The organism is Pseudomonas sp., from assembly GCF_030150285.1.
Taxonomy (GTDB): Bacteria; Pseudomonadota; Gammaproteobacteria; order Pseudomonadales; family Pseudomonadaceae; genus Aquipseudomonas.
This window is the reverse complement of record NZ_JASLGE010000077.1, coordinates 43308-63969: the sequence shown is the minus strand read 5'-3', so window position 1 is coordinate 63969 and position 20662 is coordinate 43308. Positions and strand designations below refer to the sequence as shown.

Here is a 20662-nt window from a genome sequence, read left to right as displayed (position 1 = left end):
ACCGCTCACGCACATGAAATTACAGAGGCGCGACACCTTAAGTCGGCCAGGCGACAGTAAGTTTCAGCAAGGCGACTCATTGTGTCACATCAGGAAACACTCGTAGGCAGAGTGGGCCGCACCGCCGGCTCAACTTTTTCAGGCTCAGCCATGCGCTCCAGCCTGACACTGACTCGTCGATTTTTCGCCCTGTTGGCCGCACTGGTGTTAGGGACCAATGGGTATTGCTCACCGTGGAAACGCATCGTGATCTGCGACTCCTTAAGGCCATTCTCCTGGAGGTAAGTCATGACAGCCAAAGCCCGACGCCGCGACAAATCACGATTGGTCAACCGATTACCCGCATTGTCCGAATAGCCATCCAGCATGACGTGGTTGACTGAAGGGTCAACCTTCAAATAATCCAGCATCACCTTCAAATTAATTCGCGCCTTGTCATCAAGCTCAATACCGCCCCCCGGAAAACCTATTTGACTGTGTCGTACCTGGTCATAGTTCTTGGGCAACAACTTGGCGGTGCAGGCTGAGTATTCGTCATAGGCTTGTCGAAACCTGACCGGTAACAAACGAACCTCCGACAACCTGCCGGAAGGGGAATAATGCCTGACCAATGGGCTACGCCCTTCAAGTAAACCTCGAAACAGACTGCCGGCCTGGGCTTGAGAGCTACTGAAGAGGACATGACCGCGACCAATTCGCACCGTTCCCAAATTAATGTCGGCCCGACCCGGTTGCCAAGGCGCGGCTGCAGCCAGCAGTGTGGCAGACCCTTCTGTTAACACTGAATGGTAACTGTCCAGCCGAAAAACAGCCTGCTCCCCTGCTCGTCGCACAAAGACCCCGGAGCCGAAATTGGCAATCGGCTGGATCAGACGGCACTCGAACTTGTCGCCTTCTATTTTCCACTCAATATTCTCCAGACGCGTCTGGAAAGTCATTGCCATCGCCGGAAGGCTGACAAACAGACTGAGCAGGATGAAAGAGTGCTGGCGCACGGAAGACTCCACAAACTTGTTCCGCAAATAAACAGTCCACCGGTTACGGCATACCCCGGTCTGTTGCCGAATCCGTTCAGGCCGCCCACAAAAGCAAGTGCGGTCAGGGTTCAGCATCGTAACCATATGGAAACGAGCGCAGACACTGCCTGTATCGGTTAGCGGCTACAAAACTTGATAGCGAGTGCCTGACAGAGTCTTTTCCGGTAGCATTCGCATCAGTTTGACCCGCCTGGAACCCACAATGTCCGACCGCCTGACCCTGCTGCGCCCCGACGACTGGCACATACATCTTCGCGATGGTGCCGTGCTGCCTCATACTGTCGCGGATGTTGCGCGTACTTTTGGCCGCGCCATTATCATGCCCAACCTGGTACCTCCGGTACGCAATGCTGCCGAAGCCGACGCCTATCGCCAGCGTATTCTGGCTGCTCGCCCTGCCGGTAGCCGTTTCGAGCCGCTGATGGTGCTGTACCTCACTGACCGAACCCAGCCCGAAGACATTCGTACAGCCAAGGCCACCGGCTACGTCCATGCGGCCAAGCTCTATCCGGCGGGTGCAACGACCAACTCCGACTCTGGTGTGACCAGTATTGATGCCATCTTTCCGGTCCTGGAAACAATGGCCGAAGTTGGCATGCCGCTGCTGATACACGGTGAAGTCACCCGCGCCGATGTGGATGTCTTTGATCGCGAGAAAATGTTCATCGACGAACACCTGCGTCGCGTGGTCGAACGCTTCCCGGCACTAAAAGTCGTTTTCGAGCACATCACCACGTCAAACGCTGTTCAGTTCGTCAATGAATCCCCAGCTAACGTGGCCGCTACCATTACGGCTCATCACTTGCTTTACAACCGTAACCACATGCTGGTTGGTGGTATTCGCCCGCACTTCTATTGCTTGCCGATTCTCAAGCGCAACACCCATCAGGAAGCCCTGCTGGATGTGGCCACCAGCGGCAGCCAGAAATTCTTCCTGGGCACAGACTCAGCCCCACATGCCCAACACGCCAAAGAAGCTGCGTGTGGCTGTGCCGGTTGCTACACCGCATACGCCGCCATTGAGTTGTATGCCGAAGCCTTTGAACAGCGCAATGCGCTGGACAAACTGGAAGCCTTTGCCAGCTTGAACGGCCCGCGCTTCTACGGCCTGGCACCGAGCACCGAACACATCACCCTGGTTCGCGAGGAGTGGACCGCCCCGAGCAGCCTGCCGTTCGGTGAGCTGACCGTAATTCCGCTGCGCGCCGGTGAAAAACTGCGCTGGCGCCTGCTGGAGAAACAACTGTGAGTGACGACCATTACGATGACGAACACGAAGGCAGCCAAAGCGGCGGCTCACGCCATCCGATGGCGGAACGCTTTCGCGGCTATCTGCCAGTCGTCATCGACGTTGAAACCGGGGGCTTTAACAGCGCGACCGATGCCCTACTGGAAATTGCAGCGGTCACAATCGGTATGGATGAAAGAGGTTTCGTGTTTCCTGAACACACCTATTTCCACCGCGTTGAGCCGTTTGAAGGGGCTAATGTCGAGGCCGCAGCGCTGGAGTTCACCGGCATCAAGCTGGATCATCCATTGCGTATGGCGGTGAGCGAAGAAACAGCCCTGACCGATATTTTCCGAGGCGTTCGTAAAGCCTTGAAAGCCAATGGCTGCAAGCGCGCCATTCTGGTGGGCCACAACAGCAGCTTCGACTTGGGCTTTCTTAATGCGGCTGTGGCGCGCCTGGACATGAAACGCAACCCGTTTCACCCGTTCTCGAGCTTTGATACCGCCACCCTCGCGGGCCTGGCGTATGGCCAAACAGTCCTGGCCAAAGCGTGTCAAGCAGCTGATATCGATTTTGACGGCCGTGAAGCGCACTCGGCGCGTTACGACACCGAAAAAACCGCTGAGCTGTTCTGTGGCATCGTCAACAGCTGGAAACAAATGGGTGGCTGGAAAGACTTTAACGACTGATCACGTCGTTTCCGCTGACCACCGCACCTAAAAAAACCGGACACTGGGTCCGGTTTTTTTTGACCACCAGAAAGCTTACAGCTTGCCGGCATTCTCAGTCAGGTAAGCCGCAACGCCTTCCGTGGAAGCGGTCATGCCTTTGTCGCCTTTCTTCCAGTTGGCAGGGCACACTTCGCCGTGCTCTTCATGGAATTGCAGAGCGTCAACCAGACGCAGCAGCTCGTCCATGTTACGGCCCAGCGGCAGGTCGTTAACGATCTGGGAGCGTACAACGCCCTTGTCATCGATCAGGAAAGCGCCACGCAATGCAACGCCGCCTTCCGTTTCAACGTCGTAGGCTTTGCAGATGGCGTGATTGATGTCGGCCGCCATGGTGTATTTCACCTGGCCGATGCCGCCATTGTTCACGGGCGTGTTGCGCCATGCGTTGTGAGTGAAATGGGAGTCAATAGAGACTGCAACCACTTCAACATTACGCGCTTGGAACTCAGGAATGCGGTGATCCAGAGCAATCAGCTCAGACGGGCAAACGAAGGTGAAGTCCAATGGATAGAAAAACACCAGACCGTATTTACCCTTGATTGCGCTGGACAACGAGAAGCTGTCAACGATTTCGCCAGTGCCGAGGACGGCTGCGACGGTGAAGTCAGGCGCTTGTTTACCTACGAGAACGCTCATTGGATATCTCCTGGGTGCAACGTGAAGAACGGGATCAGGCTTGGCTGCTGTCGTGAAACAGCGGAATCTGGCCAGTTCCCGGGTGAAATTGACCCACCATCATACACCGCTCATCGGAACCGCCCTTAGCCCTTTTTCACCCACCGACAAATGAGACACCTAGACCGTTCGTCTGCATAACCTGAATAGAGCGTTAACCGAGACCTAATGCACTTTGACAATCATTCTCGTTAACATTAAGATCTGTTTTATTGAATCCCAACCAGCGATGGTTCTTATTTATGTACGTTTGCCTATGCACCGGCGTCACTGACGGAAAAATCCGCGATGCAATCTACGAAGGTTGCTGCAGCTACCGTGAAGTGCGTGAAGCGACCGGGGTTGCCAGCCAATGCGGCAAATGTGCTTGCCTGGCCAAGCAGGTGGTTCGCGAAACCCTCAGTTCCTTGCAAGCCAGCCAGGCAGCGATGGGTTTTACAACTGAATTTACTGCTGTGTAATTAACCATTTTCAATGAACCGGGCTTAATGTCCGGTTTTTTTATGCCAAAAATTCAAGTACTTAGGGCCAAGACGCGGAACACAAACATTCTTATTCCGATTAATTTTCATTTATTATTCAAATACTTAGGTTTGACAGTCTCTAGTACGCAGCTCAAACTCTGCCTTATATACGGTTAACTAAGGCAGGCCCTCGCGATGAAAGGCGACATTTCAGTCATCCAGCACCTCAACAAAATCCTCGGTAACGAGCTGGTTGCGATCAACCAATACTTTCTGCATGCACGCATGTATCAGGATTGGGGCCTGGAAAAGTTAGGCAAGCACGAATACAACGAATCCATCGACGAAATGAAACACGCGGACAAGCTGATCAAACGCATCCTGTTCCTGGAGGGCCTGCCAAACGTGCAGGACTTGGGCAAGCTGCACATCGGCGAGCACACCAAAGAAATGCTCGAGTGCGACCTGCGCATCGAGAAGACAGGCCACGCTGATCTCAAGGCAGCGATTGCTCACTGCGAAGTTATCGCAGACTTTGGTAGCCGTGAACTTCTGGAAGATATTCTGGAATCGGAAGAAGAACATATCGATTGGCTGGAAACACAGTTGGGCCTGATCGATAAAATAGGTATTGAGAATTACCTGCAATCTCAAATGGGTGAGTAACCGTCCCCACTAAAAAAGCCCTGCCTGATTAATCAGGCAGGGCTTTTTATTGCATGATCACGTTACAACGCACGTCATCACACCAACAGCCACTTAGGCTTTTTCAGCAGCCTTTGCAGCCGCTTCTTTGATCAGCGTCTGCAAGGAACCGTCTGCAAACATCTCAGCCATGATGTCACTGCCGCCTACCAACTCACCCGCGACCCACAATTGCGGGAACGTTGGCCAGTTTGCGTATTTCGGCAGATTGGCTCGAATCTCAGGGTTCTGAAGGATGTCCACGTAAGCGAACTTCTCACCACAGCCCATCACGGCCTGGGCAGCTTTCGACGAAAAACCGCACTGCGGGGCATTCGGAGAGCCTTTCATGTAGAGCAGAATGGTGTTGTTAGCAATCTGATCTTTAATAGTTTCGATGATATCCATGGAGCACCTCGGCTGAACTTTCCGACTCAGTTGTCGGCACGGTGGCATATTGTAACGGAAAGCCGAGCGCGACGCTCGGTCTCCCCGATAGACAATGGTCTTTGCCCGTCCTTTTAAAACCCCGGGTGAGCGCTGTAGCAGAGCCCCTGAAAAACATGGCCAGCGGGTAGCCATCCACCTCGCAATTGCCAAGCAGTGTAAGGGCAGTGTACAAATAGCCAGCTAAGGTGAAGCAAACAGGCACCACAACGCACGTTTTGCTCGACCTATTGAACACATACCCTGATTGGCAAGACGCGACATTTGCTTATAAGATCGCGCCTTCCCCTATTTCGTCGCCCCGTGCGGCTTTCGCCGCAGGTCTCACCCGTTTTTCGAAATAAACCGGCTTTGAGTCTCTGCGATCGTTGCAAAAAAGGTAGTTAATGATGAGCGCAAGGCACTTTCTCTCCCTGATGGATTGCACGCCCCAAGAGCTAGTCAGCGTGATTCGTCGCGGTATCGAGCTAAAAGACCTGCGTAAACGCGGCGTTCTCTTCGAACCCTTGAAAAACCGCGTGCTGGGCATGATTTTCGAAAAATCATCGACCCGCACCCGGCTCTCATTTGAAGCCGGCATGATCCAACTGGGCGGCCAGGCCATCTTCCTGTCCACACGCGACACCCAACTGGGCCGTGGCGAACCTATTGCAGACAGTGCGATTGTGATGTCGAGCATGCTGGATGCGGTGATGATTCGTACCTTCGCCCACAGCACATTGACCGAGTTCGCGGCAAACTCCCGTGTTCCCGTGATCAATGGCCTTTCAGACGATCTTCACCCTTGCCAACTGCTGGCCGACATGCAGACCTTCCTTGAACACCGCGGTTCGATCAAAGGTAAAACCGTGGCCTGGATCGGCGATGGCAACAACATGTGTAATAGCTATATAGAAGCAGCGATCCAGTTTGACTTCCAACTGCGCGTGGCCTGCCCGGAAGGCTACGAGCCCAATGCCGAGTTCGTGGCCCTGGCCGGCGATCGCGTGAGCATCATGCGTGACCCGCGCGAAGCCGTACACGGTGCGCATCTGGTGAGCACCGATGTCTGGACCTCCATGGGCCAGGAAGAAGAAACGGACAAACGTCTGAAGCTGTTTGCGCCTTATCAAGTCAACCGCGCCCTGCTCGACTTGGCGGCCGATGACGTGCTGTTCATGCACTGCCTGCCAGCTCACCGTGGCGAAGAAATCAGCCTGGACCTGCTGGATGACACGCGCTCTGTGGCCTGGGACCAAGCCGAGAACCGCTTGCACGCGCAAAAAGCGCTGCTTGAGTTACTTGTTCAGCCTGCGCACCAACCGGCATGAGTCAGCCGCTATTGCTCAATCTCCGTGATCTGGCCTGTGGTTACCAAGGCCAAAGCGTGGTGCAAAACCTTAACCTGCACCTCAATGCCGGCGATATTGGTTGTTTGCTGGGCTCCTCAGGGTGCGGTAAAACCACCACGCTGCGCGCCATTGCCGGGTTTGAACCCGTGCATCAGGGTGAAATCCAACTGGCAGGAGAAACCATCTCCAGCGCCGGATTCACCTTGGCGCCTGAGAAACGTCGTATCGGCATGGTGTTTCAGGACTACGCTCTTTTTCCGCACCTGAGCGTGGCTGACAACATCGCGTTTGGCATTCGCAAGCACCCGAACAAAGAGCGCGTGACCGAAGAGTTGCTTGAACTGGTCAACCTCAAGAACCTGGGCAAACGCTTCCCCCACGAGCTATCCGGGGGGCAGCAACAACGTGTTGCATTGGCTCGCGCCCTCGCGCCAGAGCCACAACTGCTCTTGCTGGACGAACCTTTTTCCAACCTCGATGGCGAGCTGCGGCGCAAGCTCAGCCATGAAGTGCGGGATATCCTGAAAGCCCGCGGTACCAGCGCGATTTTAGTGACGCACGACCAAGAAGAAGCCTTCGCTGTCAGCGATCATGTTGGCGTGTTCAAAGAAGGCCGTCTTGAGCAATGGGATACGCCCTACAACCTCTACCATGAACCGCTGACGCCATTCGTAGCGAGCTTCATCGGCCAGGGATATTTCATTCGCGGCCAGTTGCTGAGCCCTGAATCGGTTCAAACCGAGCTAGGCATTTTGCGTGGAAACCGAGCCTATACCTGGCCAACCGGCGGTGCCGTGGATGTCTTGCTGCGCCCGGACGATATCGTCTACGCACCGGACAGCGATTTGAAAGCCCGGATCATCGGCAAGACCTTCCTCGGCGCGTCCACCCTGTACCGCCTGCAACTGCCCACTGGCAGCCAGTTGGAATCGATTTTCCCGAGCCATGCCGATCACCAGCCCGGCACAGACGTTGGTATTCGCGTAGCCGCCGAGCATCTGGTCATGTTCCACGCCAGCGGCAGCACTGCCGCGCAAATTTCCCACACGGAGCCTGGTGTAAGACGGTTTAGCACCGGCCATTGAAAACGTTGAACCTGTTGCCGCCGCCAGTGCGGCGGCACCCCTTTAAACCTGAACTCTGCCTATCTCTGCAAATGTCGCCTGCGTGTTCTCTGCCAGTACCGCAGGTGACAACTCCACCTCCAGGCCCCTACGGCCCGCGCTGACAAAGATCGTGGAAAATCCCTGCGCACTCTGGTCAATAAAGGTACGGAGCCGCTTCTTTTGCCCCAGCGGGCTGATCCCGCCCAATAAATAACCCGTTGAACGTTGCGCAGCTGCCGGATCTGCCATTTCAGCTTTTTTTACGCCCGCTGCCTGCGCCAGCCCTTTCAGGTCAAGACTTCCGACGACCGGTACGACTGCGACCAATAATTCGCCCTTCTCACTGCTCGCCACCAGCGTCTTGAACACCTGAGCCGTCTCCAGACCCAGCTTTTCTGCCGCCTCTAAACCATACGACGCAGCTTTTGGGTCATGTTCATAGCTGTGTACTCGGTGTTCGGCGCGAACTTTTTTCAAAAGGTCCAATGCAGGCGTCATGGCAACTCCAGTCTCGACGTGGATGAGAAAAAACCAACGGCCAATTCTAGGTCAACAGGCAACAAAAAGGCGCTAGCACAGGTGTTTGAGCCGCGAATGGCGCTGAATCGATACACTCAAACCTACCAAATTGTAGTTTTTACTTACAGAAAAATAAGTACCAACCCCCCGCTTGAAAGTCAGAATATGAATGCCCGTTCACTTTCGACCTTTGACAGCCGTGTTTCTTGTCTATATTTTTCGAATTTGAATATATCTACTCACAACATGAACACCCTTACTCGCCTATGAAAAGACTCGGGCTTAGACCACCCGGCTTTTGGCTCTCTCCACGACTCCCTGACTTAAGACGTCAAAAAAACAACAAAAACGAGGTTTAAAATGACGACTGCATCGCAGCACCCCACGCTTTCAGGGCAGTGTATGGCCGAGTTCCTCGGCACTGCCTTATTGATCTTCTTTGGAACAGGTTGCGTCGCGGCGCTCAAGGTCGCGGGTGCCAGCTTTGGTTTATGGGAAATCAGCATCATCTGGGGCATTGGCGTCAGCATGGCGATCTACCTGACGGCTGGCGTGTCGGGCGCCCACCTGAACCCAGCTGTCAGTATCGCGCTCTGCCTGTTCACTGATTTCGATAAGCGCAAACTGCCGTTTTATATCCTCGCCCAGGTCGCGGGAGCCTTTTGTGCCGCTGCACTGGTCTACACGCTGTACAGCAATCTGTTTTTCGATTACGAACAAGCCCACGCGATGGTTCGTGGAAGTGAAGCCAGCCTGGAACTGGCGTCAGTCTTCTCCACTTACCCCCATCCTTCGCTGTCGACATTGCAAGCCTTCTTGGTTGAAGTCGTGATCACGGCGATTCTGATGGGCGTGATCATGGCACTGACTGACGACAAGAACGGTTTACCTCGCGGTGCTTTGGCCCCGTTATTAATTGGCTTGCTGATCGCCGTAATTGGTAGCTCAATGGGCCCACTCACAGGCTTTGCGATGAACCCGGCGCGTGATTTCGGGCCTAAACTGATGACGTTCTTCGCCGGTTGGGGTGAGGTGTCAATGACCGGCGCGCGGGATATTCCCTACTTTCTGATCCCGATTTTTGCCCCTATCGTGGGGGCCTGCCTCGGCGCAGGTATCTATCGCGGGTTGCTTGCCCGCCACTTGCCTGATCTCGAGCCCGCGACGACGCAAGCTCAAACCAGTGCTGAAGTGAAAACCCAGGCCTCCTGATATCGACTTTTGAAGCAGGGCGCACGAGACCACTGCCCGTTACTGTCTCGCGCCCTGAGCCCACTCCCTCATTCTGCAAGGCAAGCCCATGACCGACATTCAAAATAAGAACTACATCATTGCACTGGACCAAGGCACGACGAGTTCGCGAGCGATCATCTTTGACCGTGACGCCAATGTCGTGTGCACCGCACAGCGCGAGTTCCAACAGCACTACCCGCAAGCCGGGTGGGTTGAACACGATCCGATGGAAATTTTCGCCACCCAAAGCGCCGTCATGGTCGAGGCCCTCGCGCAAGCCGGCCTGCATCACGACCAGGTCGCCGCCATTGGCATTACCAATCAGCGCGAGACGACCGTGGTATGGGACAAAATCACCGGCCGCCCGATTTACAACGCCATTGTCTGGCAGTGCCGACGCAGCACCGAAATCTGCGAACAGCTTAAACGCGACGGCCATGAGCAATACATCAGCGATACCACTGGCCTGGTCACCGACCCGTACTTCTCCGGCACCAAATTGAAATGGATCCTCGACCACGTCGAAGGCAGCCGAGAACGCGCGCGCAAGGGCGAACTGCTCTTTGGCACCGTCGACAGCTGGCTGATCTGGAAGTTTACCGGCGGTAAAACCCATGTCACCGACTACACCAATGCCTCGCGCACCCTGCTGTTCAACATCCACACGCTGGAGTGGGATGCCAAGATGCTGGATGTTCTGGATATCCCGCGTGAAATGCTGCCGGAAGTGAAATCGTCATCCGAAATCTACGGCCGCACGAAAAGCGGGATCGCCATCGGCGGTATCGCGGGCGACCAGCAAGCCGCCTTGTTCGGCCAAATGTGTGTAGAACCGGGCCAGGCAAAAAACACCTACGGTACCGGCTGCTTCCTGCTGATGAACACAGGCACCAACGCCGTGAAATCCACCCACGGCATGCTGACCACCATCGCATGCGGCCCGCGCGGGGAAGTGGCTTATGCGCTTGAGGGCGCGGTGTTCAATGGCGGTTCTACCGTGCAATGGCTGCGTGATGAACTTAAGATCATCAACGACGCTCACGACACTGAATATTTTGCCAATAAGGTCAAAGACAGCAACGGTGTGTACCTGGTGCCCGCGTTCACCGGCCTGGGTGCCCCCTATTGGGACCCCTACGCCCGTGGTGCGCTGTTCGGCCTGACACGCGGCGTGCGCGTAGACCACATCATTCGCGCCGCACTCGAATCCATCGCCTACCAAACCCGGGATGTACTGGACGCCATGCAGCAAGACTCCGGCGAGCGCCTCAAGGCTTTGCGCGTTGACGGGGGTGCTGTTGCCAACAACTTCCTGATGCAGTTCCAGGCAGACATCCTCGGCACCTCGGTTGAACGCCCACAAATGCGTGAAACCACCGCCTTGGGTGCAGCCTACCTGGCAGGTCTGGCTTGCGGTTTCTGGAGCAGCCTGGACGAGCTGCGAGGCAAGGCGGTCATCGAACGCCAGTTCGAGGCCACTCTGGATGAAGCGTCCAAGGAGAAGCTCTATGCAGGCTGGAAAAAAGCCGTCAGCCGCACGCGGGACTGGGAACCCCACGAAGAAAGCAACTAAGCGCCGCACCTGACGGCTGCTGCGGTGCCCACCCGGGCCCGCAGTAGCAACGCGCGTCTAACACCTGCAAGTAGCAGACGAGGCTTTCCTGCGGCATCATGGGCGAATTTTGCTCGGCCGCCCAAAGGAAATCCCATGAATCTGCCCCCCCGCCAACAGCAGATCCTCGAACTGGTTCGCGAACGCGGCTATGTCAGCATTGAGGAAATGGCGCAGCTTTTTGTTGTCACCCCGCAGACCATCCGCCGAGACATCAACCAGTTGGCTGAGGCCGATCTGTTGCGCCGCTACCACGGTGGAGCCGCCTATGACTCCAGCGTTGAGAACACCGCCTATGCCATGCGCGCCGACCAGATGCGCGATGAAAAACGACGCATTGCTGAAGCCATTGCCGCCCAGATTCCCGACCACGCCTCGCTCTTTATCAATATCGGCACCACTACCGAGTCGATTGCCCGGGCGCTGCTGAATCACAGTCACCTGAAAATCATCACCAACAACCTGCACGTTGCCTCGATCCTTAGCGCCAAAGACGACTTTGAAGTCTTGATCGCAGGCGGAAATGTGCGCCGTGATGGCGGTATCGTGGGCCAGGCCAGCGTCGACTTCATCAACCAGTTCAAGTTCGATTTTGCCCTGGTAGGCATCAGCGGTATTGACTCCGACGGCAGCCTGCTGGACTTCGACTATCAAGAAGTACGTGTGTCGCAGGCGATCATAGCTAACGCCCGACAAACCATACTCGCCGCCGACTCCAGCAAATTTGGCCGCAACGCAATGGTTCGTCTGGGCCCGATCAGCTTGATTGATTGCCTGGTGACAGACCAACTCCCCGTGCCGGAGCTTGCTCAACTGCTCGCTCAACACAAGATCCGCGTGGAAGTGGTTTAAGCAGCGCCTACCAGAACCCTGTGGGAGCACTCTTTTCAGCGATTTATTAGTAAATCCGAAATACCTGCTCCCTCTGAATCATCAGAGACGCACTCGAAAAAGTTCGAAATTATTCCTTTAAGCCCTCTTCGATCAGTTTTTTCAATCGAATGGTGCTGGTTGTGCCCGCAATTATCCGCTAGTATTTTCGAAAATGAACATTAATGTTCGAATTCAAATATGCGTAAAGAACGCGAGGCTCTTCCATGTCGCACACCCCCTTGCCTGCCACTCCGCTCGCTGAGGTTTACGACGTTGCCGTTATTGGCGGCGGGATCAACGGTGTCGGGATCGCGGCAGACGCTGCCGGCCGAGGCCTGTCTGTGTTCCTTTGCGAAAAGGACGACCTGGCTAGTCACACTTCCTCAGCCAGCAGCAAGCTGATTCACGGCGGGCTGCGCTACCTCGAACACTACGAGTTCCGGCTGGTGCGCGAGGCCCTTGCTGAACGTGAAGTGCTGCTGGCCAAGGCTCCTCATATCGTCAAACCCATGCGCTTTGTACTGCCACACCGTCCGCATCTGCGCCCTGCCTGGATGATTCGTGCGGGCCTTTTCCTGTATGACCACTTGGGCAAACGCGAAAAGCTCGCCGGGTCGACCAGCCTGAAATTCGATGCCACAAGCCCACTCAAAGCTGAAATCACCAAAGGCTTCGAATACTCGGATTGCTGGGTCGACGATGCCCGGCTTGTGGTGCTCAATGCCATGGCCGCACGCGAAAAAGGCGCACACGTGCATACCCAAACCCGCTGCGTGAGCGCACGGCGTGACAAAGGCATGTGGGAATTGAACCTGGAGCGTGCTGACGGCAGCCTGTTTTCGATTCGCAGCAAAGCGCTGGTCAATGCGGCAGGCCCTTGGGTTGCCAAGTTCATTAAAGACGATCTGAAAATGGACTCGCCCTATGGTATTCGCCTGATCCAGGGCAGCCACCTGATCGTGCCCAAGCTGTATGACGCACCCAACGCGTTCATCCTGCAGAACGAAGACCAACGCATCGTATTCACCATCCCCTACATGGACCAATTCACCATCATCGGCACCACTGACCGTGAATACACAGGCGATCCGGCCAAAGTCAGCATCACCGAAGAGGAAACCGATTACCTGCTCAAGGTGGTCAATTCGCACTTCAAACAGCAGGTGAGCCGTAGCGATATTCTGCGCACCTACTCCGGCGTGCGACCGCTGTGCAATGACGAATCCGATAACCCTTCGGCCGTGACGCGTGACTACACCCTGGCCTTGTCCGGCACGCCAGGTGAAGCACCGCTGCTCTCTGTCTTTGGTGGCAAACTGACCACCTACCGTAAACTGGCCGAGTCGGCCATGGCCGAACTGACGCCTTACTTCACTCAGCTCAAGCCGAGCTGGACCGCCAACGCCACGTTGCCGGGCGGTGAAGGTATGACAACCCCGCAAGCCCTGAGCGCGGCCCTGGTCAGCAAGCACAGCTGGCTGGACGCTGCCATTGCCAAACGCTGGGCGATTACCTACGGGAGCCGCTCGTGGCACCTGCTAGAGGGCATGCAGAGCCTTACCGACATGGGCGAACACATCGGCAGTGGTCTCTACAGCCGCGAGGTCGACTACCTGTGTCGTCAAGAATGGGCGCTCGATGCACAGGACATCCTGTGGCGACGGACCAAACTGGGCCTGTTCACCACCGCGCAAGAGCAAGAGCATCTGGGCCGTTACATGACCAGCCTCAACCTGAAACACCGCGTTGAAGCAGCCTGATAACACGCCTATAGCAATTTAAGACCCCGCCCCATCAGTTGTAGGAACCGGCTTGCCGGATCCTACAACTACTTCCTATGCACCAAACCTATTCGGTTTTCCGAACGCCTGCCCTTTAATGATTCGGCTTTCCGGGCATCAGCCTGGATGCAAACAACCAAATAAATACATAATCTCCTTATAATTCATACACTTACCAATAAATACCAAGTATGGCACGGCTCATGCTCTACACTCAGGGCCGAATGCTCAACCATTCGAAGTACATAAAGGGCCCGCTAACGGGTTCAATAAAAAAAACAATGTCGAGGAAATACTGATGCGTATCGTTCCGCAAATGTTGGCCGCAGCGATTGCTGCCGCTCTGATTAGCACTCCAGTTTTCGCAGCCGAACTCACCGGCACACTGAAGAAAATCAAAGAATCCGGCACCATCACCCTTGGGCATCGTGACTCCTCTATTCCGTTCTCTTACATTGCAGATGCTTCCGGCAAACCGGTTGGCTACTCGCACGATGTACAACTGGCAATCGTTGAGGGGCTGAAAAAGCAACTCGATATGCCGGAGCTTAAGGTCAAGTACAACCTGGTTACCTCCCAGACACGTATCCCGCTGGTGCAAAACGGCACCGTTGACGTTGAGTGTGGTTCCACCACCAACAACGCCGAACGCGCCCAGCAAGTCGATTTCTCGGTCGGCATCTTCGAAATCGGTACCCGCCTGCTGTCCAAAAAGGACTCGTCTTACAAGGACTTCGCTGACCTGAAGGGCAAAAACGTCGTGACCACGGCCGGCACCACTTCCGAGCGCATTCTGAAGGCGATGAACGCCGACAAGCAGATGGGCATGAACGTGATCTCCGCAAAAGACCACGGCGAAGCGTTCAACATGCTTGAGTCGGGCCGTGCTGTCGCGTTCATGATGGACGACGCCTTGCTGGCAGGCGAAATGGCCAAGGCCAAGAAACCAGGTGATTGGGCCGTTACCGGCACGCCACAGTCTTACGAGATCTATGGCTGCATGGTGCGCAAAGGTGACCCTGAGTTCAAAAAAGCCGTGGACGATGCCATCGTTGCCTACTACAAGTCGGGTGACGTCGAGAAATCCTACGCCAAATGGTTCCAGTCCCCTATCCCACCTAAAAATTTGAACCTCGGCTTCCCGATGAGCAAAGAGCTTAAAGAGCTGATTGCCAACCCGAATGACAAACCAGCGCCAGAAGAAAAACCCGCTGCCTGATTGCTGAACACCCCGGCGAGTGAGTGGGCATCTGCGCACTCACACGCTGTGTTGACCTGCTGTACTAGCTTCTTAATTGCATAAGAGAGCACTCGACCCGCTGGTAGTCGAGCGGGGAGCGTGTGCCTGACGATCGCGTCCGGCGAGAACGGATTCCCTGAAGCAAGTGCTTGTTTATAGACCCATCCGAGGGGAGACCCTGCATGAATTACAATTGGGACTGGAGCGTGTTCTTCAAGTCCACCGGCGTTGGCAGCGAGACGTATCTCGACTGGTTTATCGCAGGTTTGGGCTGGACCATCGCGATCGCTGTCGTCGCATGGATTGTGGCCTTGATACTGGGTTCGCTGTTAGGCGTAATGCGTACCCTGCCGAATCGTTTTATTGCGGGGATTGCTACGGTTTACGTGGAAATCTTCCGTAACGTACCTCTGCTGGTACAACTGTTCATGTGGTACTTCCTGGTACCCGATCTGCTGCCTCAAGACCTGCAGGATTGGTACAAACAAGACCTTAACCCGACGACCTCGGCCTACCTGAGTGTTGTCGTGTGCCTGGGCCTGTTTACCGCCGCTCGTGTGTGCGAACAAGTGCGTACCGGTATCGAAGCGTTGCCGCGCGGCCAGGAAGCAGCTGCCCGCGCCATGGGCTTCAGCCTGCCGCAGATCTACTGGAACGTGCTGCTGCCCCAAGCCTATCGCATCATCATTCCACCCCTCACCTCCGAATTCCTCAACGTGTTCAAGAACTCGTCCGTGGCTTCATTGATCGGCTTGATGGAACTGCTGGCACAAACCAAACAGACGGCCGAGTTTTCCGCCAACCTGTTTGAAGCGTTCACCCTGGCTACGTTGATTTACTTCACCCTGAACATGAGCCTGATGCTGCTGATGCGCTTGATCGAGAAGAAAGTCGCAGTGCCCGGCCTGATGTCACTGGGGGGCAAATAATGGACTTCTTCGATTTCAGCGGTATTGTTCCCGCCCTGCCGGGCTTGTGGAACGGCATGATCATGACCCTGAAGCTGATGGTGATGGGCGTGGTCGGTGGTGTGGCCCTCGGGACCGTGCTGGCCCTGATGCGTTTGTCGTCCAGCAAGTGGATGTCCAACCTGGCCGGTGCCTACGTTAACTACTTCCGCTCGATCCCGTTGCTGCTGGTGATTACCTGGTTCTACCTGGCTGTGCCGTTCGTGCTGCGCTGGATCACCGGCAAAGACACCCCCATCGGGGCTTTCGAATCATGCCTGGTGGCCTTCGTCATGTTCGAAGCCGCGTATTTCTGTGAAATTGTGCGGGCCGGGGTACAGGCCATACCCAAAGGCCAGATGGGCGCTGCCAAAGCCTTGGGCATGACCTATGGCCAGGCCATGCGCATGATCATTTTGCCGCAGGCGTTCCGCAAAATGACGCCACTGCTGCTGCAGCAGAGCATCATCCTGTTTCAAGACACCTCATTGGTTTACACCGTAGGGCTGGTTGACTTCCTCAATGCCTCGCGCTCCAGTGGCGATATCATCGGCCGCTCCAACGAATTCCTGATCTTCGCCGGTCTGGTGTATTTCATCATCAGCTTTTCCGCCTCGCTGCTGGTCAAGCGTCTGCAAAAAAGGTTTGCCGTATGATCTCGATCAAGAACATCAACAAGTGGTACGGGGACTTTCAGGTACTGACCGACTGCAGTACTGAAGTCAAAAAAGGCGAAGTGATCGTGGTTTGCGGGCCGTCAGGTTCGGGCAAATCGACCCTGATCAAGTGTGTCAACGCACTGGAACCGTTTCAGAAGGGCGACATCGTGGTTGACGGCACGTCCATCGCCGACCCGAAGACCAACCTGCCGAAACTGCGTTCACGCGTTGGCATGGTGTTTCAGCACTTCGAATTGTTCCCGCACTTGACCATCACCGAAAACCTGACCATCGCGCAGATCAAGGTGTTGGGCCGCAGCAAGGCTGAAGCCACCAAAAAAGGCCTCGAACTGCTGGAGCGTGTCGGCTTGTCGGCTCACGCCCACAAACACCCGGGCCAGCTCTCGGGCGGTCAGCAGCAACGTGTGGCGATTGCCCGCGCCCTGGCGATGGACCCGATTGTGATGCTGTTTGACGAACCCACCTCGGCGCTCGACCCGGAAATGGTCAACGAAGTGCTGGACGTGATGGTGCAACTGGCCCACGAAGGCATGACCATGATGTGCGTGACCCACGAAATGGGCTTTGCCCGCAAAGTGGCCGACCGCGTGATCTTCATGGATCAGGGCCAGATCATTGAAGACTGTCAGAAAGAAGAGTTCTTCGGTGACGTTAACGCTCGCTCCGAGCGTGCACAGCAATTCCTCGCCAAGATCCTGCAACATTAAGCCATTCAACGCTTAAAACCGTTCCTGCGGGAGCTGGCCAGCCAGCTCCCGCAGTAAAGCCACCTGATTCGTCTGACTGCCGGGAATACACCCGACAACACAGCGCAGTGGTTGACCCAAGGCATCTGTGATGAAATGCGACCCCACTCTTTATCGCGGTGCCCCGCCCTCACTTGCCGTGAAACCTCGACTGCTTCGCCATTTGCTCCTGCCGCCCCTGATCATCCTGCTAACCGTCGGGTTGGGCTATGCGGGCTATCGCATCAGCGAGCACGTGGGTATTCGCGCCCTCAGTGAGAACGGCGAACGCCAACTGGAACTGCACGCCCGCACCGTCGAGAGTGAACTCGGCAAATACACGTACCTGCCCAGCCTGCTTGAGCTGGAGTCCAGCGTTTCACAATTGCTGGCCGACCCAACCGCCACAAATCGCACCGCCGTCAATCAATACCTGGAAGGCCTCAACCGCCGAAGCCGCAGCCGAGCCATTTACGTACTCGACACCACAGGCCGAGTCATGGCCACCAGTAATTGGCGCGATACGGACAGTTACCTGGGCGAAGACCTGTCCTTTCGCGCCTACTTTCAAGACGCCGTACGCGGCCAGCCAGGCCGGTTCTACGGCATTGGCAGCACCAATGGCGAGCCGGGTTACTACTTGGCTCATGGCCTTGAGGAACAAGGCAAAATCATTGGCGTCGCGGTGATCAAGGTTCGCCTCGAAGCCCTTGAAGAACGTTGGCAACGCGCCCGCCTCGAAGCCTATGTGAGCGATGAAAACGGCATCATCATCCTCACCAGTGACCCGTCACTGCGCCTCAAATCCGTGCGCCCGCTGAGTGCCGACACCAAGGAACGGCTGGCGCGCAGCATGCAGTACTACTGGTGGCCGCTCAATGAACTGAGCCCTCTGGCCCGGGAGCAACTGAGCGACGGGGTCGAGAAGGTCACCTATGCCATCAATAACACCGTGGTCACTGATGAGAAAAAAGTCAGTTACCTGGCCCAGACCCGCAACCTGAACGACACGCCATGGGACATCACCTTACTGACTCCCTTGCAAGAATTGCGACGCGGCGCGGCCAATCAGGGCATGCTCGTAGCCGTCGCCTTTGCGTTGCTGGCATTTTTGCTAATTGCCTGGAACGAACGCCGCAAGGTCATCGCCACGCGTCTGGCAGCCCGCGAAGCCCTGCTGCAAGCCAACAATCAGCTGGAGCGAAAAATCGCTGAGCGCACCACGCATTTGCGCGCGAGCAACGAACGCCTGAAGGGCCAGATTCGCGAACGGCGCCAGGCCGAAGACACGTTGCGTCATGCCCAGGATGAACTGGTGCAGGCCGGCAAGCTGGCCGCCATCGGTCAAATGTCCACCAGCATTGCCCATGAGCTGAACCAGCCCCTGGCAGCCTTGCGCACCTTGTCCGGCAATACCGTGCGCTTTCTTGAGCGGGGCGACTTGAAGGTGGCCGCCGATAACCTCAGCACCATCAATAACCTGGTTGACCGCATGGGCCGTATCACCGCCAACCTGCGCTCATTCGCCCGCCGTGGCGATGACCAGGGCCAGGCCAGCCTGGAAAAAGCCATCGATGCCACACTGCAACTGCTGAGCACGCGCCTCGAAGCTTCATCGGTCGAACTGCACCGTGACGTCAGTGACGTCCTGCTCACCATCGACCAAACCCGCCTGGAACAAATTCTCGTCAACTTGATCAGCAACGCACTCGACGCCATGCATAGCCAGTCAACGCCGCCTCAGGTGTGGCTTGAAGGCGAACTCAGCGAAGGCAAATACCGCTTGCGCGTGCGTGACAATGGCCCCGGCATCGACCTCGAAACCCGCAAGCATCTGTTTGAACCGTTTTACACCACTAAACCCGGCGAACACGGCCTGGGGCTTGGTCTGACCCTGTCAGCCAGCCTCGCGGCAGCGGCAGGCGGTAGCCTCAGTGCCGAGTTCCCCAGCGCCGGGGGTGTTGCCTTTGTCCTTCTTTTACCGCTGGTGCAACCCGCTAAGGCCAAGCCGATATGAATACCGAACTGACCGTCCTGATTGTCGAAGACGACCCCCATGTTCTGCTCGGCTGCCAGCAGGCACTGGCACTTGAAGATATTCACTGCGAAGGCGTGAGCAGCGCCGAACAGGCGCTGGAACGGGTAGGCGACAACTTTCCGGGCATTGTCATCAGTGATATTCGCCTGCCGGGCATTGACGGCCTGGAGTTGCTCAAGCGGCTCAAGGCCCGTGATCGTAGCCTGCCGGTCGTACTGATTACCGGGCACGGCGACATTTCGATCGCAGTAGGGGCCATGCGCGACGGTGCCTATGACTTTATGGAAAAACCGTTTTCGCCCGAGCGGCTGGTCGATGTTGCGCGCCGGGCGCTGGAACAACGTAGCCTGGCGCGTGAAGTCTGGTCACTGCGCCGCCAACTGGCCGAGCGCAACTCACTGGAAGGGCGCATCATCGGGCGCTCGCCCGCCATGCAGCAATTACGCGAATTGATCGCCAACGTCGCCGATACTTCAGCCAACGTCCTGATCGAAGGCGAAACCGGCACAGGCAAGGAATTGGTCGCCCGCTGCCTGCACGACTTCAGCCGCCGCCAGCCCCAGCAGTTTGTTGCGCTCAACTGCGGTGGTTTGCCGGAAAACCTGTTTGAGAGCGAGATATTTGGCCACGAGGCCAATGCCTTTACCGGTGCCGGCAAACGCCGCATCGGCAAGATCGAACATGCCCACGGCGGTACGTTGTTTCTCGACGAAGTGGAAAGCATGCCGCTGAACCTGCAAATCAAACTGTTACGGGTCCTGCAGGAACGAACACTGGAACGCCTGGGCTCCAACCAGAGCATCGACGTAGACTGCCGGGTGATCGCCGCGACCAAATCCGACCTCGACCAGTTAAGCAAAGTCAGCCAGTTCCGCAGCGACCTTTACTACCGGTTGAACGTGGTCACCCTCGAATTGCCGCCCTTGCGCGAACGTCGCGAAGACATCCTGCAACTGTTCGAATACTTCCTGCAGCAGTCGTCCCTGCGCTTCGACCGCACGGCTCCGGAGTTGGACAACCAGACCCTGTCAAACCTGATGAGCCACGACTGGCCGGGCAACGTGCGCGAATTGCGTAACGTGGCCGAACGCTTTGCCCTCGGGCTACCCGCATTTAAAAAAACGGGCAACCATCCGGCGCAAGGCGTGGGGTTTTCGGAGGCCGTCGAGGCTTTCGAGCGCAACCTGCTCAGCGACGCGCTTCAACGCAGCGGCGGCAACCTGACCCAGGCCAGCCAAGAGCTGGGCATGGCCAAAACCACCTTGTTCGATAAAGTCAAAAAATACGGGCTGGCACACTGATGGATCT

Annotated in this window: 20 protein-coding genes; 16 read left to right on the top strand and 4 right to left on the bottom strand. The window is 56.2% G+C overall.

What is annotated here, in order from left to right; translation table 11 throughout:
- Positions 1-89 precede the first annotated feature (89 nt).
- A complete protein-coding gene (locus tag Q1W15_RS17735; RefSeq protein ID WP_300730691.1) occupies positions 90-995 on the bottom strand; it encodes an OmpA family protein in 906 nt (301 codons plus the stop codon).
- A gap of 244 nt (positions 996-1239) precedes the next feature.
- Between Q1W15_RS17735 and pyrC the strand changes: the two genes are divergently transcribed.
- Entirely contained in the window at positions 1240-2286 is a 1047-nt protein-coding gene (pyrC, locus tag Q1W15_RS17730; protein WP_300730690.1) for a dihydroorotase, read from the top strand.
- Positions 2283-2957, top strand: a complete 675-nt coding sequence (gene rnt, locus Q1W15_RS17725; RefSeq protein WP_300730689.1) for a ribonuclease T — start codon at positions 2283-2285, stop codon at positions 2955-2957. The genes pyrC and rnt overlap by 4 nt, the downstream gene beginning before the upstream one ends.
- 75 nt (positions 2958-3032) lie before the next feature.
- On the opposite strand, the gene Q1W15_RS17720 is transcribed toward rnt, so the two are convergent.
- Positions 3033-3635: a peroxiredoxin gene (locus Q1W15_RS17720; protein ID WP_300730688.1), complete on the bottom strand. Its 603-nt coding sequence runs from the start codon at positions 3633-3635 to the stop codon at positions 3033-3035.
- 281 nt (positions 3636-3916) lie between these two features.
- Here Q1W15_RS17720 and Q1W15_RS17715 point away from each other — a divergent pair, with 281 nt between their 5' ends.
- Both Q1W15_RS17715 and bfr read left to right on the top strand, forming a co-directional pair.
- Positions 3917-4135: a bacterioferritin-associated ferredoxin gene (locus tag Q1W15_RS17715; RefSeq protein ID WP_300730687.1), complete on the top strand. Its 219-nt coding sequence runs from the start codon at positions 3917-3919 to the stop codon at positions 4133-4135.
- Positions 4136-4333: 198 nt separating this feature from the next.
- Entirely contained in the window at positions 4334-4804 is a 471-nt protein-coding gene (gene bfr / locus Q1W15_RS17710) for a bacterioferritin (protein WP_300730686.1), read from the top strand.
- A gap of 93 nt (positions 4805-4897) precedes the next feature.
- Here bfr and grxD read toward each other — a convergent pair whose 3' ends face one another.
- Positions 4898-5230 carry a Grx4 family monothiol glutaredoxin gene (gene grxD / locus Q1W15_RS17705; protein WP_300730685.1) on the bottom strand — a complete coding sequence of 111 codons (333 nt, stop codon included), beginning with the start codon at positions 5228-5230 and terminating at the stop codon, positions 4898-4900.
- A gap of 428 nt (positions 5231-5658) precedes the next feature.
- Between grxD and argF the strand changes: the two genes are divergently transcribed.
- Together argF and Q1W15_RS17695 are read left to right on the top strand one after the other, a co-directional pair.
- A complete protein-coding gene (argF, locus tag Q1W15_RS17700) occupies positions 5659-6579 on the top strand; it encodes an ornithine carbamoyltransferase (RefSeq protein WP_300730684.1) in 921 nt (306 codons plus the stop codon).
- The gene (locus tag Q1W15_RS17695) at positions 6576-7685 is read left to right on the top strand and encodes an ABC transporter ATP-binding protein (protein WP_300730683.1); all 1110 of its coding nucleotides are present in this window, start codon (positions 6576-6578) and stop codon (positions 7683-7685) included. The genes argF and Q1W15_RS17695 overlap by 4 nt, the downstream gene beginning before the upstream one ends.
- 42 nt (positions 7686-7727) lie before the next feature.
- Here Q1W15_RS17695 and ybaK read toward each other — a convergent pair whose 3' ends face one another.
- Entirely contained in the window at positions 7728-8204 is a 477-nt protein-coding gene (gene ybaK / locus Q1W15_RS17690; RefSeq protein WP_300730682.1) for a Cys-tRNA(Pro) deacylase, read from the bottom strand.
- Positions 8205-8585: 381 nt separating this feature from the next.
- Between ybaK and Q1W15_RS17685 the strand changes: the two genes are divergently transcribed.
- The 10 genes from Q1W15_RS17685 to Q1W15_RS17640 all read left to right on the top strand — a co-directional run bounded on the left by Q1W15_RS17685 (position 8586) and on the right by Q1W15_RS17640 (position 20655).
- Positions 8586-9437 carry an MIP/aquaporin family protein gene (locus tag Q1W15_RS17685; RefSeq protein ID WP_300730681.1) on the top strand — a complete coding sequence of 284 codons (852 nt, stop codon included), beginning with the start codon at positions 8586-8588 and terminating at the stop codon, positions 9435-9437.
- Positions 9438-9525: 88 nt separating this feature from the next.
- Complete coding sequence (glpK, locus tag Q1W15_RS17680) at positions 9526-11031, top strand: glycerol kinase GlpK (RefSeq protein WP_300730680.1); 1506 nt, start codon at positions 9526-9528, stop codon at positions 11029-11031.
- 135 nt (positions 11032-11166) lie between these two features.
- Positions 11167-11922: a DeoR/GlpR family transcriptional regulator gene (locus Q1W15_RS17675; protein ID WP_300730679.1), complete on the top strand. Its 756-nt coding sequence runs from the start codon at positions 11167-11169 to the stop codon at positions 11920-11922.
- Positions 11923-12167: 245 nt separating this feature from the next.
- Entirely contained in the window at positions 12168-13703 is a 1536-nt protein-coding gene (gene glpD / locus Q1W15_RS17670) for a glycerol-3-phosphate dehydrogenase (RefSeq protein ID WP_300730678.1), read from the top strand.
- Positions 13704-14022: 319 nt separating this feature from the next.
- On the top strand, positions 14023-14943 hold the full coding sequence (locus tag Q1W15_RS17665; RefSeq protein ID WP_300730677.1) for a glutamate/aspartate ABC transporter substrate-binding protein: 921 nt from the start codon (positions 14023-14025) through the stop codon (positions 14941-14943).
- Between the two features lie 203 nt (positions 14944-15146).
- Complete coding sequence (locus Q1W15_RS17660) at positions 15147-15893, top strand: amino acid ABC transporter permease (protein WP_300730676.1); 747 nt, start codon at positions 15147-15149, stop codon at positions 15891-15893.
- Positions 15893-16567, top strand: coding sequence for an ABC transporter permease subunit (locus Q1W15_RS17655; RefSeq protein ID WP_300730675.1), 675 nt, complete (start codon positions 15893-15895; stop codon positions 16565-16567). The genes Q1W15_RS17660 and Q1W15_RS17655 overlap by 1 nt, the downstream gene beginning before the upstream one ends.
- Complete coding sequence (locus Q1W15_RS17650) at positions 16564-17298, top strand: amino acid ABC transporter ATP-binding protein (protein WP_300730674.1); 735 nt, start codon at positions 16564-16566, stop codon at positions 17296-17298. The genes Q1W15_RS17655 and Q1W15_RS17650 overlap by 4 nt, the downstream gene beginning before the upstream one ends.
- A 130-nt stretch (positions 17299-17428) precedes the next feature.
- Positions 17429-19333, top strand: coding sequence for an ATP-binding protein (locus Q1W15_RS17645; protein WP_300730673.1), 1905 nt, complete (start codon positions 17429-17431; stop codon positions 19331-19333).
- Complete coding sequence (locus Q1W15_RS17640) at positions 19330-20655, top strand: sigma-54 dependent transcriptional regulator (protein WP_300730672.1); 1326 nt, start codon at positions 19330-19332, stop codon at positions 20653-20655. Before Q1W15_RS17645 ends, Q1W15_RS17640 begins: the two co-directional genes overlap by 4 nt.
- Positions 20656-20662 lie beyond the last annotated feature (7 nt).